This is a genomic window from Mesorhizobium oxytropidicola (assembly GCF_056174625.1).
This window is the reverse complement of record NZ_JBWBWK010000002.1, coordinates 54,145-69,572: the sequence shown is the minus strand read 5'-3', so window position 1 is coordinate 69,572 and position 15,428 is coordinate 54,145. Positions and strand designations below refer to the sequence as shown.

At 58.1% G+C, this 15,428-nt stretch carries 9 protein-coding genes and 6 pseudogenes; 4 read left to right on the top strand and 11 right to left on the bottom strand.

Annotated elements, in window-relative coordinates:
• Positions 1-7 precede the first annotated feature (7 nt).
• From AC0V8S_RS35700 to AC0V8S_RS35690, 3 pseudogenes are all read left to right on the top strand, one after another.
• Positions 8-2,976: pseudogene (locus AC0V8S_RS35700) on the top strand (NAD(P)-dependent oxidoreductase).
• A 112-nt stretch (positions 2,977-3,088) separates the two neighbouring features.
• Positions 3,089-3,166, top strand: a pseudogene (locus AC0V8S_RS35695) (electron transfer flavoprotein subunit beta/FixA family protein); the annotation flags it as partial.
• 72 nt (positions 3,167-3,238) lie between these two features.
• Positions 3,239-4,136 (top strand): annotated as a pseudogene (locus tag AC0V8S_RS35690) (electron transfer flavoprotein subunit alpha/FixB family protein).
• 224 nt (positions 4,137-4,360) lie between these two features.
• On the opposite strand, the pseudogene AC0V8S_RS35685 reads toward AC0V8S_RS35690, so the two are convergent.
• Positions 4,361-4,627, bottom strand: a pseudogene (locus tag AC0V8S_RS35685) (ISKra4 family transposase); the annotation flags it as partial.
• A 451-nt stretch (positions 4,628-5,078) separates the two neighbouring features.
• A complete protein-coding gene (locus AC0V8S_RS35680; RefSeq protein ID WP_475439008.1) occupies positions 5,079-5,399 on the bottom strand; it encodes a response regulator in 321 nt (106 codons plus the stop codon).
• Between the two features lie 644 nt (positions 5,400-6,043).
• Here AC0V8S_RS35680 and AC0V8S_RS35675 point away from each other — a divergent pair.
• Positions 6,044-6,685 (top strand): annotated as a pseudogene (locus AC0V8S_RS35675) (IS6 family transposase).
• Positions 6,686-6,718: 33 nt separating this feature from the next.
• Here AC0V8S_RS35675 and AC0V8S_RS35670 read toward each other — a convergent pair.
• The 9 genes and pseudogenes from AC0V8S_RS35670 to AC0V8S_RS35630 all read right to left on the bottom strand — a co-directional run bounded on the left by AC0V8S_RS35670 (position 6,719) and on the right by AC0V8S_RS35630 (position 15,428).
• Complete coding sequence (locus tag AC0V8S_RS35670) at positions 6,719-6,898, bottom strand: GntR family transcriptional regulator (protein WP_475439007.1); 180 nt, start codon at positions 6,896-6,898, stop codon at positions 6,719-6,721.
• Between the two features lie 238 nt (positions 6,899-7,136).
• A pseudogene (gene tnpB, locus AC0V8S_RS35665) lies at positions 7,137-7,312 on the bottom strand (IS66 family insertion sequence element accessory protein TnpB); the annotation flags it as partial.
• A gap of 266 nt (positions 7,313-7,578) precedes the next feature.
• A complete protein-coding gene (locus AC0V8S_RS35660; protein ID WP_475439006.1) occupies positions 7,579-9,450 on the bottom strand; it encodes an HAD-IA family hydrolase in 1,872 nt (623 codons plus the stop codon).
• Positions 9,451-9,795: 345 nt separating this feature from the next.
• Positions 9,796-10,818 (bottom strand): beta/alpha barrel domain-containing protein, encoded by a 1,023-nt coding sequence (locus AC0V8S_RS35655; protein ID WP_475439005.1) that lies wholly within the window; start codon positions 10,816-10,818, stop codon positions 9,796-9,798.
• Positions 10,819-10,864: 46 nt separating this feature from the next.
• Positions 10,865-11,671 (bottom strand): SDR family NAD(P)-dependent oxidoreductase, encoded by an 807-nt coding sequence (locus AC0V8S_RS35650; RefSeq protein ID WP_475439004.1) that lies wholly within the window; start codon positions 11,669-11,671, stop codon positions 10,865-10,867.
• Between the two features lie 256 nt (positions 11,672-11,927).
• The gene (locus AC0V8S_RS35645; protein WP_475439003.1) at positions 11,928-12,692 is read right to left on the bottom strand and encodes an SDR family oxidoreductase; all 765 of its coding nucleotides are present in this window, start codon (positions 12,690-12,692) and stop codon (positions 11,928-11,930) included.
• A gap of 389 nt (positions 12,693-13,081) precedes the next feature.
• Positions 13,082-13,852 (bottom strand): SDR family NAD(P)-dependent oxidoreductase, encoded by a 771-nt coding sequence (locus AC0V8S_RS35640; protein WP_475439002.1) that lies wholly within the window; start codon positions 13,850-13,852, stop codon positions 13,082-13,084.
• A 143-nt stretch (positions 13,853-13,995) separates the two neighbouring features.
• Positions 13,996-14,175: a 2-oxo acid dehydrogenase subunit E2 gene (locus AC0V8S_RS35635; protein ID WP_475439001.1), complete on the bottom strand. Its 180-nt coding sequence runs from the start codon at positions 14,173-14,175 to the stop codon at positions 13,996-13,998.
• Positions 14,176-14,426: 251 nt separating this feature from the next.
• Positions 14,427-15,428, bottom strand: a complete 1,002-nt coding sequence (locus AC0V8S_RS35630) for an alpha-ketoacid dehydrogenase subunit beta (protein ID WP_475439000.1) — start codon at positions 15,426-15,428, stop codon at positions 14,427-14,429.

Genomic DNA, 15,428 nt, shown 5'->3' with positions numbered 1-15,428 from the left:
GATCTTCATGATTTCAAATAGCGAATTGCTTGCTCATCGCGAGTCTGCACTCGAAGCGACGAGGGGTGGCGCGCCTTCCATCCCATTGAACCCATTCTTTGGCGTGGGACCTATAACTGACGCGACGACCGACGAGGTCGACAGCCGGCTGCGCCGCTACGAGTTTGATCGCTGGATCGAAAGGACCTATCGCAAGTTCGACGACACCGGAAAAGACATCGGAGCGTTCACCACGGCGGAACTGTCGCGAAGCATGCATCGCGGTTATCCGGCAGACAAGATCCTTCTGGACATGATGCGGGCGATCCATCGCTACTTCGAGTTCCCGAAGTCGAACCGCATCGCCGTGGGCCTTGGTGGCGGCCATAGCGGTTATACGGTCTGCGTCCAGCATCTCCTGAACGCGAATGACGCGAACCAGCGCGTCTATGTCGACACGCCGCGCCCCGAAGGCAGCGATGCCGACGCCTCGGGCTTCTTCCGCCAGTCGTGGGCGACCCAGCTCATCGAAATGCACCGCTTTGCCGAGAAGGGCGACGAGAGCCGCATCCATTTCGCTCAGAAGGAAGGCGCGATCCCATTTGCCAAGACTCTTGCCGACCTCGGCATTTCTGTCTTCGTAGGCGTCGGTCACGAGACGACGGGCGCGAACTCCTACACCAACGAGGAAATCCACGAACTCTTGGCCTGGCTGGACGGTGATCCGGAAAACCGGCACGCCGTCTTCGACGCCACCTCCATGCTCGGTGCGATGCCATGGTCGCCCGAGACGGTGCGGGCAGTCATGGCCAAGTGCTGCCTCTTCATGCCGTTCCAGAAGGCGATCGGCGGCGTCTCCGGCTATTTCGTCGCCTCCTTCACGCCAGCGGCCCTCGCCCTCATCGAGCGCAACCAGAGCAATCCATGCTGGGCCATTCCGCGCCAGCTGAAAATCGCGCCGCCGCTCGATCCCAAACAGCCGCTCAGCAGCAAGCGGTCCGTCGATGCCGGCCCGTTCTACGACGCGCAGGAGGATCGGATGCTCGGCGGCGTCATCAACACCTACAGCGCACTCGCCTTTGCCGAAACGACGTTCGGCCTCTTGCAGACCGAGCGGCGTATCGGTTCCGTCATCGAGCTCAACAAGCGGTCGACCGCCAATCGCGAGGTCGTCAACGAATGGGTCGGCCGCAACCCGTTGTTCAGCCTCGTCGTCAGCGAGGAAGAGCGACGCGGTGCCGCCGTCACGCTCCTGAAGGTCAATGACGGTGCCATCTCATCGTCGGACCTGCACGCCCGCATTATCGCGCGCTCGAAGCAGTTGCTCGGCTACGAGGGCATCACCCATCCGAACGGCGAGCACGAGACGGGTCTCGATGCCGCCCGCTATGTCAACGCCTTCCCCGGGATGCCCGGCGATTATCGCGCCTGGGTCGGCGGCATTCGCGAGCCGTCCGACATCACGGCGCTGCTCAAAAACCTGAAATACGCCTATCTCCGCGCCAAGATCGTGGTGCTGGAGGAAGAGCTGGAACGGCAGGGGAGCAAGGTCGACTATGCCCCGTCCGGCACCGATGCCGGCGAAGGCGTGCGTGAAGGGTCTGTCAAGGTGCTGATTGCCGACGCCATCGGCCTGCGCTTCGGTGCTGATGGGCGCCTCGATCATAGCGAGCTTGCCGCCTATATCGGCGAGAAGGGCGGGGTTTTCCACGAGACCTCGATCAAGGCGGCGAATACGGCCCACGACGGCCGGATTCATTTCTTCTACCAGCCGCACCTCAGTACCGCCGATGAAATTCTCGCCGAAGCCGGCGACGGCCGATACGATGCGGTCATCGCCGCCGCCACCTTCATTCCCGCCGGCGCGAAGTTCCGTCTCGGCGGCGTGCGCATCGGCACTGGAACCGGCAACATGGGGTCCGCCTCGTGGGGGGAGCGAACGGAGAGGGCGGAGAAGCACCACTGATGAACACCCCCGGCATCAATAGCCGCGCGACGGCGCAGATGGCAATCAAAGCCCTGCTCAAGGTTATGCCCGACCTTCCGGTCGATACGCTGCATGAAAGGGTCGTGAAAGGCGACTTCGACACGGGCAAGAACCTTGCAGAATATCCGACCGAAAAGCTCGAAGGCAAACGGATAGCTATCCTCGGCTATGGCAACATCGGCCGGGAATTGGCCCGGATCGCCAAGGCCTTCCACATGGAAGTCGTGATTTATGCCCGTCCGGCGCATCGCGATAATATCCTTGCCGAAGGTTACGCCTATGCGGAAACTCCTCTCGCCGCCGCCAGCGGCGCGGATGTGCTCTCCGTGCATCTCGGCCTCGGCCGGCAGGACCTGGCCACGGGCGCCTTCTCGAATGCCGGGCTGGTCGATCGCAGCGTCCTCACCGCGCTGAACGATCGAGCCGTGCTTCTCAACTACGATCGCGGCGAACTCGTCGACATTGCCGGGCTCGACGAAGCGCTGTCGGTCGGCAAGGTTCGGCACGCAGCCATCGACGCAGATATCTTCAAGCGTGCCGAAGGCGTGACCGGCCCGATGAAGCCCTATCTTTCGCTTCTGCCGAAGCATGCCGACAAGCTGGAGCTTCTTCCGCATGCGGCCGCGGACACCGACCACCCGACCCGAGTCGCCGGCGCCAAGCAGGCTGTCGATCAGCTGGTCGATGCTATACGCGATCGTATGGTCACCAACCTCAAGGGTGATCTTCCGGACGGGTACATCTCCAATGGATCTAAGTCGCCGGTGGGAATCGCCCAGGTTACACGCGGCGACGTCGCTCGACTGGCCGAAAATACCGAATTGCTTGCGGAACTTCGGACCGCGAGCGAAGCGATTACCTCTGTGATCGGTGCGCTCAGTGCAATCAATGATGCGGCTCATCGCGAACGTGTTGTCGATCGTTACCGCGCTTTACTGGCCACGAGCATCTTGAAGCAAAAGCAGCTGTTGGATGGTGCCGGGCTCATCGCCCCGCCGGCAAAGCTTTAATCAGCCTACGCAATGGCTGGCTTGAATTTATACCAAGCCAGACTTTTCAACATTGGAAGGGATGCTTTCGGAAAGGGCGATGGCTTGAAAGGCTGACCTCCTGAGCACCGGCGGCCCCAAGGCGGAAGTCAAGGTGAAGAGCGTCGCCAAACTGGTCGACAAGCTCAGGAACGAGGCCGGAGTATTGTAAGCCCGTGCCCCCGAAAGGTGCAGACTTTCGGGATCAAGATCACGGGTACAAGGAATTTGAAGGAAGCGAAGAATGGCAATTCTCCTCATCGCCGAACACGACAACCAGACCCTGTCGGATCAGACCGCCAAGGCGCTGTCGCCGGCATCGAAGTTCGGCGCGGACTTTGACATGTTGGTCGCCGGTAACGGCGCCATGGCCCCCGCGGACGCCGCCGTGCGCAAGGTGTTGCTCGCGGAAGCCGCCGAGCTGGAAAACCGGCTGACCGAACCGCTGGCGGCAACCGTCGTTTCGCTCGCCGGCGGCTACGACACGATCATCGCGCCGGCGACGACCTCCGGTAAGAACGTGATGTCGCGCGTCTCGGCCCTACTCGACGTGATGCAGCTGTCGGAGATCATCGAGGTCACGCCCGACATGTTCAAGCGTCCGATCTATCCCGGCAACGCAATACAGACGGTGCGGGAGAACCGACGCCAAGAGAGTGATTACAATGCGCAGGCCTCGTTCCAGGCAGCACCCCAAGGCGGCTCTGCCCCTATCGAGACGGTCTCATCCGCGGCCAGCCCCCGCTTGTCCTTTGTCGAGAACAAGCTGTCGGGCGGCGAACGTCCAGAGCTTACCTGGCGAAAATCATCATCTCCGGCGCCGCGCGCTGGGCTCCTCGGTGAAATTCCGGGAGGTCATCCTTCCCGTCACCGACAAGCTCGGCGCTGCGGACGGCGCCAGCCGCGCGGCGCTCGACGCCGGCTACGCGCCCAATGACTGGCAGGCCAGACCGGCAAGGTGGTCGCCCCCGACCTCTACATCGCCTGCGGCGTATCCGGCGCCATCCAGCATCTTGCCGGCATGAAGGATTCGAAGGTCATTGTCGCCCTCAGCAGGAACGGAGGCGCCGATCTTCCAGGTCGCCGACTACGTCCTCGTCGGCGACTTCTTCCTCATACTCCCAGAACTCGAGGCAATCTGATCAATGACATCAGGTAGCAAAAGAGCAGACGATTTGAAGGACGGCATTCGCGGTATCATATTTTCTTTGGTAATTTGCATAGCGCTATTAGGAATCATTATGGCGATATTATACTAGGTATTTACATTGACAATGCGAAGTATACCTAATTAGTGCGGGCGCATCCTAAATAACGCCAAGGGAGAAGAAAGTGAGATTTGGCTCAAGCGGTGCGACTGATGCCTCGGATAAACGGTGTCTGCGGCCTCGGCGTAGAGATGCAGATCGCCGATGTTCACCGCGCGCTCTATAGGCGTTGCCGTGCCAGCGGTACCATTTGATGCGGTCGAACGTGCCGGCCATTTCGATACCGGCCTTGCGGTCATGGTGCTGGAGTGCTCGCTGCCGGATCCGATCATTTCGGCAAGGCAGCGGACTTCTTCGCCGCCGTCGGTGATGAAGGTGATATCCTGATTGGCCTGCACACCTTGCTTCTTGAGGTTTGCGACCACCACCCCACGCGACGCAGACGTTCGCGCGGCGCGCGAGATCGACCGCCTCGCCGGGCATCTCCTTCAATCCACGCCCAATCGTGTTCAATCCACGCCTAATCGTGCTGCGCGCCACACCCGTGATGCGCGAAAAAACTAACCCCACCATAGCGAAACCGGATGGTATCGTCGTCAAACACCCTGCATCTCTACAGGCAGCGATTCTCCGAAGGAAACTCCGACACCAAAACGTACTCCAGCCGATTCAACTATTCTTGCGTGAGCCATGAGTTGTTATGCAGCCATACTTCAGCTTGCTTTTCAATCACTGCATGACCTGCTGTCTGGCGCTCTATGGAGCCGGCAGGGTGAAGCCGTCTGCCCTGCGAGCCTCCGTTCGGTGCATGACGCTTGATCGCGTCAATCCTGCCTCCAAGTCCGTGGCGTGGGTCTCAGGTCAAAAAATGGGATTTCACGCCAATATGAGCGACTCTATCACCTCGATCAGATGGGCGATATCAATCGGCTTCTCACACCGATCAACATCTCTGAAACTGTCGGGTATATCAGAAGTATTGTGACCTACCAGGAATACGAACGGTATTTGGCGTCGCACCAGGTGCTCGGCCGCGGCGAACGTCTCCTCGCCTTGTAAGTTCACACTAAGGACAGCACCGTCTATCGGTGACGAGGACATGATTACGTCGAGAGTGTCCTCAATCGTATCGGCCGGATGGATAACGTTTGCGCCTGCTTGGACAAAAGCGTCACGCAATTCGAACGCAAGTGTCAAGTTATCCTCTGAGACTAAAATGCTGCAGTTCCGGAGCTTGTGGCCACCCACTTGATTTCCTCCAACGGGCCGCGGCCTACTTGAAATCCATGCATTTGAACGCGGAGGAACTGTTCTCCAGCACGCTGCGCTTGTTCGGCAGCCGTGCCTGTTGGGTAATCAATGTTCTCTGCGACGATAAACTGAATGTGCCAACTTTTGAACGGATCCAAGACGTCTTCGGACCTCACCCAACTTCCTTTCAGCCAGTCTTAGCGCTACGAATATCGCTACCCCACGTCCACCCATCGGCAATACGTTCGCATAGCTCATCCTAGACAGAATGCTAGTTTTGGCGGCCGACTATAGATCATACCTATTGCTTAAAAAATCGTTCTTATAGCATTGATAGAATGCCTGTCTGACTGGGCCTTCAGTACGGCTTGAGAGGCTGCCGCGTCGGATTGGTCCTGAAACGCTAACGGCGGGGCGGCTGCAAAACAACCGTACAAAAAGTCATGTACCGCAGGACTAAATGTTATCAGGCGGATGGCAGGTCTGGATGGCCAGCTGATATCTCGCTGGGTGCAACCGGTGGGGATCTGTTGCGAACTTTTGATTACCAGCGCTGTGGCAACGAGCTTCGATCGATTCGGAGGGTTGCAATGTTCAAAGGCTGTCAGTTCGACCAATCCGCGATCCTGCTGTGCGTGCCGAAGCGCGGCATTGCGGTCGATCACACGACCATCCACCGCTGGACCATTCGTTTCTCGCCCTTGTTGCTTGAGCGTTTCAACCGGCGCAAGCGTAGCGTGACGGCAAATGGCATGTCGACGAGACCTACATCAAGGTCCGCGGCCAGTGGATGTATCTCTATCGCGCCATCGACACTGTCGGTGACACAGTCGAGTTTTGGTTCAGCGAGCAGCGCGACCTGCCGGCGGCCAAGCGCTGCTTCAAAGGCGCTGGAGCATCATGGCCGACCGGATCGCGTAGTCATCGACGGGAGCCAAACAACCACGAGGCGATCGTTTCCTGCCACCACAAGTCGCTTGCAGGATCGCTCCCGACGCCGGCTGAAGCCGATCCGCATCCGCCGGAGCCAGTATTTGAACAATCGGATCGAGGAGGACCATCGGCGCATCAAGCGCCGGGTCCGGCCGATGCTCGGCTTCAAATCGACGGCCACCGCCTCCACCATCCTGTCCGGCATCGAAATGATCCACATGATGCGCAAGCGACAGGCGAGGTACGCCTTCAATCCGAATCCGTCCCTGGCCGAGCAGTTCGAAATCCTCGCCGCCTGATTGATCTCGCATCAGGCTTCTCTACGCCCCTATTCAGCCGACCGGTCGAGGGCGTCCAAATATTCGGGTACGCTGCGGAAATCGAGCGGGGACGACGATGGGGCTTCTGTTCGGAAGCGTCAGAGCGAGCCCTTCGCTCGCCAGCCTGACCAGCGCTTCGCGTATCGGCGACCTGGAAAGATTGAAATGCTGGCTGAGGCTGACCTCGTCCAACGGGTAGCTCGGCGGCAAAGAACATGTTGAGGATGTTGTGGCGAAGCTCGGAATAAACCCTTGCGCTTCCGGTTTTCTTGCTGATGACCGGTATGCTCACGTTATGCGAACGGCCTTTTTCTTAGTCATCACTTTCCTTTCATACGACATGGAACCCTCGGTTGCCTCCGGATCCTGAACCTCCTCCTCGCCGGGACGGCAACACGCACCCTCATTAGAGCGCGCGTGTTGCTGTCCCAAAATATGGAGCCGCAGCCCCATCACTGCGCTTGGGGCGGAAGACAAAGGCGTAGCCGCAATAGGATCGGCCGCAAGGGCGGCCGCGACCAGCGCAATCAGGCCGTTTATGCCGCAGCGGAAATCGACTGGCTGTGTCGCTACAACGCCCCTCACCTCGAGGCGGCTTCCATCCATCTCAGGCTCGATCCGACCGGGCGATCCCGACGCTTCCGTCTTACCGCCGCCGCTTCGCTCAACCCGCCGCTCCCCGTCGGCAATCGTAATCAGCGACTGAAGAGCTGTCGTCTCGGTCATGAGGTCTGGGTTCACTAGCCCCGCCTGCCGCCGCCAGACAGAAAGCAGGCCGCGGCTGATGCCCCAACACCGTGCGACGGCCGAGATGTTGGCGCATCATCACGACCCTTTCGCCCTCCGCGCTTCTCGCTCCAAGCCGCCCAAACCTAGTCTGTTGTATTGGAATACGTCGCCGACCGAAGGGGTGGAAACAAACTGCCGTCGAAAATTTGATCGAGGTTCCTTGCGACATAATCGGCAGCGCCGTTCTCGTCTTGGCGCAACTCGCCGCAGCTGTTGAGGCCAGTGGTTACGAGAAGTGCGTCGATCCCAGCAGCCTTTGCGCCCTTGATATCGGTATCAACCTGATCGCCAACCATCAAAAGACGGTCGGTACCGGCCCGAGCGATGCACTCTTCGAAAATCGCTCTTCCTGGCTTGCCCATTATTTCTACTGAGATTGGAGGAGCACCGAAGGGCGCTAGTCCAGCTTGAAGCATTGGCCCTATTATGCCTGGTCCAAAGACGAGTGTGCCGTTTTTGCTAGGATAAATGATGTCCGCGTTTGCCGCTATAATACGGGGCATTTCGCCCGTCTCGATCAGTCTGCGTCGAAAAGTGGACAGGATGTGATCGGCCCCTCGTTTAAAATCGAAACCTTCGTCATCGAGCACTACGAGCGTGTCGAATGTCTCGACCGTGTCAGCGCAATGAAGATTTGGATGCTTGCCGAAGATGTCATGCGCGGCCTGTGCACTGCCCACATACGAAACTAACCGCCCGGCCGCCAGCTCTTCGAGTACGCGATGCCGCGCAACACCTCCCGCTGACACGATACGGTCGACCGCCGGAATCGGGAGTCCCACGCCGCGGAGACGTGCTAATATCGTTTCGTCCGATCCACTGCTGATATTCGTCACGATGTAGAATGGCTGACCGGACGTATTAAGTCGGGCCAAGATATCAGCAGCGCCAGGCAGGGCGTCATTTTGGCTGATCAGGACCCCCGTCGCGTCGAAAAGTATCGCGTCATAGCAATCTGCCAGTGTCTGGGGAGGTGGGCTTTCGAGGGCCGCGGTTTGAGGACAAGCCGATTCCGTCCTTGGCTGAACCGCGCGCGCCTTAGAGGGCGGAAAGTAGCCGTGACGCACGACCCTCGCTTCGGGCGGTATGCTGGCCGCGCACGTCTCGCTATACGCCCAGGCCAGCCACTTGCATAAGATCGCCAAGTCATCTGCCTCGACCGTCGGGCCCGCCCATATCCGTAATCCCGGCGGCGCGTCACCGTAGCTCCAAATGTCAAAAGCCGCGCCTTCGGCTTCGAGTAGACGGATCATCTCCGCCACGATTTTGCCGTCGTCCTGTTTCTCGCCGGCAGCGTGCTCTCGCACGAGCCGAAGAGTAATTGAACAGGTGGAGCGTGCTGCCGGATTGGTGCAAGTCCAATCAATCCAGGGGGTAGAGTTCACCCAGTCGTCCATCACAGCATAATTATTGGCAACCCTTTTCAGAAGCGCTGGTAGTCCACCGCACGCTTCGGCCCAGTCGAGCGCAGAGTGGATATCCTCGACGGCGAACATGCTGGGGGTCGAGATCGTGCGGCCGCCAAAGAACGCCTTGTTTACAGATCCGTCGGCGTTGTGCAGTCTCATGAGCCTGGCTACAGGCTTACGTCCGCCGACCTTCAGCCGTGCCTGGGCCCGAGGCGAGAGTGCGATCATGCCATGGCCGCCTTCGCCCCCAAGCGCCTTCTGCCATGACCAGCACAGAACATCGATCCGATCGTAGTCGATGGGCCTCGTAAAAGCTGCCGAGACGGCATCTGCGATCACAAGCCCGGCACGGTCAGGAAGAATCCAGTCAAGATCCGGTGGACAGACGCCGCTGTTGGTGCCGTTTAGCACAAGAACGATGTCGTGATTGGGGTCGATCCTGCTCGTGTTCGGAAAATCTCCGTAAGGACAAATGTGCCGATTTTGGGGGGCAAGCCCTAACGCATCGATCTCATTTGCCCAATACTGCGAGAAGTTGTCTGACAAGAATGTCTCGACTGGAGACGGGCCGAGTAGATTTTGTAAGGCCATGCTGCAGGCCCCAGTGCCTGAGCCCGGCACGATTCCGCACAGCCAGCTATCAGGCAGCGCTAGCAAAGAGGCCATGCGCCTGATTACCTCTCGCAGCCTTCCTGCTCCCTCGGAGCTCCGGTGACTTCGTCCAACATAGCGCAGCATAGTTGGGTGCACGCTCCAACCGGGATGTTTACGGCAAGGGCCTGATGAAAACCGTGGATCGGACGGGAGGACCGATGGTTTCACTACCGCATTTGGCAGGGTCATGGCTTCCTCCAGGTTGGGAAAAGGGCACCTCGACAGAGATATCCGCGATCAGGCGATGTCCTGCGCCATCAGCGCCGACAGCTTTTCATCGGCAAAACTCATCCGTTCATCGGCGCGGAGGTCCGAAAGGCGCCTGATAATCGCGGCGTCAGACAAAGCCCCGCCTTCACGTAGCTTTTGAACATAGGACGGATGGATGAAGTTTGAGCCCGCGAATTGATATGCCGCGCTGCTGCCCCACCCATACCGTTTGCGAAGCGGATTGAAGTAACGCAAGACGTGCTCGAGGAGCGCCCGTTCCTTGGATGTTTCGAGGCGAGTGAGAATCGGTAGGAGCTGCTCACTAGCCGTATTTCCTGCCCCGCGACCCATGCCGCCCATGGTGCAGTCAATCCAGGTCGCTCCCGCCGTCGCGGCGGCCACTGAATTGACCAGCGCATATCCGCGGTTGTCATGGCCGTGGAATCCAATGTCAGGCTGAATCCGACCCGCAAACCGGCCGATTAATTCCTGGACGCGAGTCGGCTTCATAGAGCCAAAGGAATCGGCAATATAAAGCACGTCGATTGTGTCGATCTGCTTTACCTCTTTCAGGCACATTTCAACTTCTGCAGCATTTGCCGCATCGATCTGCATGAGATTCAAAAACACGCGGAAGCCGCTGTGAGACAACTCAGCGCAAATGTTCCGGCAGGCAGCCAAGTTGCTGTAATGGGCCGCCACGCGGATGGTCGTGATATGCCCTGGCACTAGTCCTTCTGTCAGGCGGATCACGGCAAGGGGTATAGGCAGTTCGCTCGCAAGCACATCCTTGGCATCGATCATCACGCATGCCTTGACCAGGAGACCAGCAGCCACCTCTTCGGCCTTGGAGCTCGTCACACTGGCGAAATATCCGTGGCTCTCGGGCTTTCCGGCGAGCCCCAGCTCGACCATCCGCACCGGGAGAGTGTTGATAGTAGCGACATAGTCAGACACCAGTTCCGGCGCGAAATCCCAACCTGTGTAGTAGCCACCGTCGCGCAAGGTGCAGTCTAGAAAGTTCAATTCATCTGGTATTTTGTTTAACATTCCCCAGCCACCTCCAAATACCGCCACAACATCGAAGCATCCTGCATCAGCTCGCGGCGTAGCCCCCGTCGACATAGAGAATCTCGCCTGTTACGAACGATGCAGCTGCGCTCGCGAGGAAAATGTAAGGCCCGAAATATTCGGACAAATTACCGCGGCGTCGCATTGGAGTGAGTTCCATCGCGCGGCGCTGATAAGGCGTATCGAGATTAGGATGCACTCCATCCATGAAGTTGTTGATGAATCCAGGTGCGACGGCGTTTACACGAATACCCTTATTGGCCCATTCTACCGCCATGGTGCGTGTCAGTTGATTGACGCCACCCTTGCTCGCAGCATAGACGGTTAGGCCCGGTATGCCGAGCGAACTGGCGACCGAAGAAGTCATGATGATGCTGCCGCCGCCTTGATCCAGCATTGCTTGGGCGGCAAACTTGGCACAATAGTAGTAGCCACGCAGATTGGTATTGACGATTTCGTCCCATTCCGGCTCTTCATATGAATGCGCTGGCTTAATGATGTCGGTACCTGCGTTGCAGATCATCACATCGATCTGCCCAAACCGGTCGACCGTGCCACAGATCAGTGCCTTACAATCGTCGTGCGACCGCGCATCAGCGCGGATAGCCGTCACGTTGATTCCTTGGCCCGCAAGTTCGGCCTCTGCTTCGGTCAGCTCTTCAATATTGTGCGAGGAAAGGACTATCTTCGCGCCCAATCGTCCAAAGCAGGTGGCGAGCGACTTGCCTAGACCGCGGCTCGAGCCCGAAATGCAGACTACCTTGCCATCAACTCCGAAGAGCTCCCGGTATCCTTCTGCGCCAATTGCAGAATTATGAGTTGTATCAGACATAATATATTACCCAATCCAGCTATGATTCTGGCCTTAGTCAAATCAGGGTCATCGTTCAGCATCGCGCACTGTCAGGCGGGCGCGGCGTTGGCCGGTTGGCGGAGTAATTCTCAAGCGTCATAAGACTAAACGGGTAAGTGAGCTCCTGCTCAGGACGATCGCGGATACACGCATGTGGGATTGAACGGCCGAGATCGATGACCGCTCTGTTTGCGTTGGCTTCGTTCATGCGACGGCTCCTAGTGCGACGAATTGTTCAGACGGTTGCACTCAGCCCACCATCGATGACGATCAGGGCGCCGCTGACATAGGCGGCGCGGGCGCTGGCCAAGAATGCAGCGACTGCTGCGAATTCCGAGGGATCGCCAAGGCGTCGGGCCGGGGTCCTATCCTCGAGCGCACGGATGGCCTCGGCGTGGTCGCCGAGGCGGTTGGCTTGGTGAATCGCGGTGCTGTGTGCTCCAGGAGCGAGCACGTTTACGGTGATGCTCTCCCCCGACAATTCTTGTACGAGCGTGTGGCAGTAGGGCACTAGTCCTGCTCGTGCGACACCCGACAGCGCGAAATGTACTGGGGTCCGTACAATAGCCTCGGAAGCGAGCATCAATATTCGCCCCGCCCGCGAGCGTCGCAGATATGGCAAGGCGGCCGTAACTAGACTTATCGAAGGTAGAAGCACTCGATTAAACGCATCGTCGAAATCCTTAGGGGTCATGGCCGAGGGTGGCCCCGCAGCGACGCCGCCGCAATTCGTCACCAAGATGTCGATACACCGAAAATGCTCTGCCGTTTCGGCAACCCAAGCTGTTGCATCCGCGCAGTCAGTTAAATCAGTCGCGCGCGCCAGCACTTCGGCGCCTGTGCTGCGCAACCGATCCACTGCTCTTTCTAGCCGCCCCGGATCTCGGCCACAGATGGACAGGCGGCAGCCTTCGTTGGCTAACTCCTCAGCTGTGGCCAAACCTAAGCCACTTGAGGCGGCCGCGACCATTGCCACCTTGCCATCAAGCCCTAAATCCATCTCTTACCCCTAATTAACATCACCACACTTCTTGGCACCGTTGCAGGCAGCCATGCATGTACCGTGCCAAACGAAAAAATCGTCTCAAAACAGTAGGATAGCCCTGCTGATAAAACTTCGGTTTTGCTATAGCCGTGCATGATGATGACACAAATGTACGGGATCCGACGTAACTCCGTCGTCCTTCCGATAGGTGACCGGTCGCCTTCCTGTTCGGAGGCCGCCAGCGTTGTCGGGCGGCAACCGGATGGCAGCCCGGCTCTGATTCCGATCTGGATGACCGAAGAGATTGCCATGACATGGAGTCCTGATCGTGAGGCATTGTCTTTGCTTGACTCCCAAGGCAACCGGGCTTTCGTCAAGAGCGTCTCGACGACGGTCGAGGGCTGCTACCAGCAGGTATAGCCGCCATCCACCAACAGTACCGTTCCCGTAATATAGCTTGACGCATCGCTTGCCAGAAAATGGACCGCAGATGCCACCTCATGAGGCTGGCCGAAGCGGTGCATCGGTGTCTGGTCACACCATGCATTGACCACGTCTTCGGGATACTTGCCGGTCATCTCAGACTGTACGAACCCAGGGGCAACTGCGTTCACGCGCACTCCGGATCTTGCCCACTCGCACGCAAATGTCTTGGTCATCATGTTCACTCCGGCCTTGCTCGCATTGTAGGCCGTGACGACGGATTGTTGTCGGGTAACGATCTCCCCGCACATCGAACTGATATTTACAATCACCCCAGAACCGCGCTCCGCCATTAAAGAGCCGAACGTGCGGCTGCAGTAGAAGACGCCGTCCAAATTGACGGAGAGGACGGCCCGCCAATCCTCATCGGTGGTATGATTGGTCGGCGCGGCACGAGACACGCCGGCATTGTTGACAAGGATGTCGGGGCAAACGTCGATTCTACCGGCGAGATCGCGCACCGCCTGCGAATCCGTGACATCGAGCTGATGGACCTGCGGTTTGACGGGGAACTGATCTGCAGCCTCCGCCAAGCGGATCCCGTCAGTGCCAATAAGGATTATACCGGCGCCAGCTTCTTGCAAGGTAAGGGCGATCTGCAAACCGATGCCGCGCCCTCCGCCGGTTATCAACGCAGTTTTCCCGGTTAAATCGAACTTGCTACCGAAAGATGTGCGTCCCGTAAGTCTCATTGCTGCTCTCCCTCGATGCCGCTAGCGAACCGATGATTGCATCGATCACAGAAAAAAGTTCTTGCGCCGAATCACAGTATTCGTCATCCAGCAATTAACGTCGGGATTGTCGACAAACGGAACCGCCTTGATTAGACAATCATTTACAGGTACTTTTTAGTCGGACATACTTCGTTGATCCCTGCCGACCAAAGCGAAGGAGCGTCAACTTCGATGTTGGCCACCAGCAGGAAGTGAGGAATCGTCTGCTTTGCCTGCGTTATCCGAGCGGCTAAGGCTTTCCGCGACGGGGTCAGTGAGACCTCGGTGAACGAGCCGGACATCAGCCTACAAATCGTTCAATGACTGTGTTGATCTCGACGGCCTCACCTTGCGGTGCAACGATTTGTCGTCAAAATACTGCGCGCTGGCGCTTCTACTTCTATAGTGGAGCCGCCAGCTTCGACGATTCGATCGCACAGACCGCATCTCCAACGCGTTTCAGCCAGCGAAACATTGTAGCTTTCCTCATCTGAAGGGTAGGTTGATATCGATTGTCATCTTGCTTTCCATTCTGTCGGAGTCTTTGAGGCTGTCAGAGCAGCCGCCGTACGGCGGCGATGATGTGATCTTTCGTCGGGAAGAAATCCTTCTCGAGGGCCGGACTGAATGGGACGTGAATGTCCGGAGCGCTCAGGCGCAGAATTGGTCGCTCTAATAGATCGAAAGCCTCTTCCGCCATCACCGCAGCGATTTCACTTCCGACATTGCAGACGCGGTGCGAATTCTCGACGATCACAAGCCGTCCGGTCTTGGCGACTGACGTTTTAATGGCCTCATGATCGAGCGGCTTCAACGTACGTGGATCGATCACTTCTACCGAAATGTCTTCCTCGGCGAGCGCGCCGACGGCTTCCATCGTCTGCAGAATGGCGCCGGCAATAGCGACAAGGGTTACGTCTTCTCCTTCGCGCTTCACATCCGCTTTGCCAATCGGGATTATATGGTCCGGATTTGTGGGCACATTGCCCTTGAGCGGCCACAGGCGGGTGTCTTCGAAGACTAGTACAGGATCGCCGTCGCGAATGGCCGATTTCATAAGCCCCTTGATGTCGGCGGCGCTGGTTGGGCTGATGATCTTGAGGCCCGGCACATTCATAAAAAGCGGATAAGGCCGGTCGGCATGCTGCGCCGCCTCGGCCCCCACCGAGAACATACAGCAACGGAACACAATCGGAATGTCGAGCTGGCCTCCAGTCATGTACCGCAATTTCGAGGCCTGGTTGATGATCTGATCCGAGGCGAGATAGACGAAGCTGGCACCTGCGAGGTCTACGATCGGCCGTAATCCGTTGATGGCAGCTCCGATTCCCAGGCCGGCAAAACTGTTTTCTGAAATCGGCATATTCCAAACACGGTTCTTGCCGAACCGCTCAATGAGTTTGGCGCCGCCGTGGACCGAGATGTCCTCTCCCATCAGGACGACGCGCTCATCACGATCCATTTCCTCCATCTGCGCCTGAATGAGCGCTTCATGATAGGTCATCTGAATATGGGGGCCGGGCGTCGCGGCGAGTTTCTGGGCATCAGTTTTCAT

Bases quoted from the DNA above. Each gene is read 5' to 3' on its own strand.
- AC0V8S_RS35655 (WP_475439005.1), bottom strand. From the start codon at position 10,818: ATGTTAAACAAAATACCAGATGAATTGAACTTTCTAGACTGCACCTTG.
- AC0V8S_RS35650 (WP_475439004.1), bottom strand. From the start codon at position 11,671: ATGTCTGATACAACTCATAATTCTGCAATTGGCGCAGAAGGATACCGG.
- AC0V8S_RS35645 (WP_475439003.1), bottom strand. From the start codon at position 12,692: ATGGATTTAGGGCTTGATGGCAAGGTGGCAATGGTCGCGGCCGCCTCA.
- AC0V8S_RS35640 (WP_475439002.1), bottom strand. From the start codon at position 13,852: ATGAGACTTACGGGACGCACATCTTTCGGTAGCAAGTTCGATTTAACC.
- AC0V8S_RS35635 (WP_475439001.1), bottom strand. From the start codon at position 14,175: ATGTCCGGCTCGTTCACCGAGGTCTCACTGACCCCGTCGCGGAAAGCC.
- AC0V8S_RS35630 (WP_475439000.1), bottom strand. From the start codon at position 15,428: ATGAAAACTGATGCCCAGAAACTCGCCGCGACGCCCGGCCCCCATATT.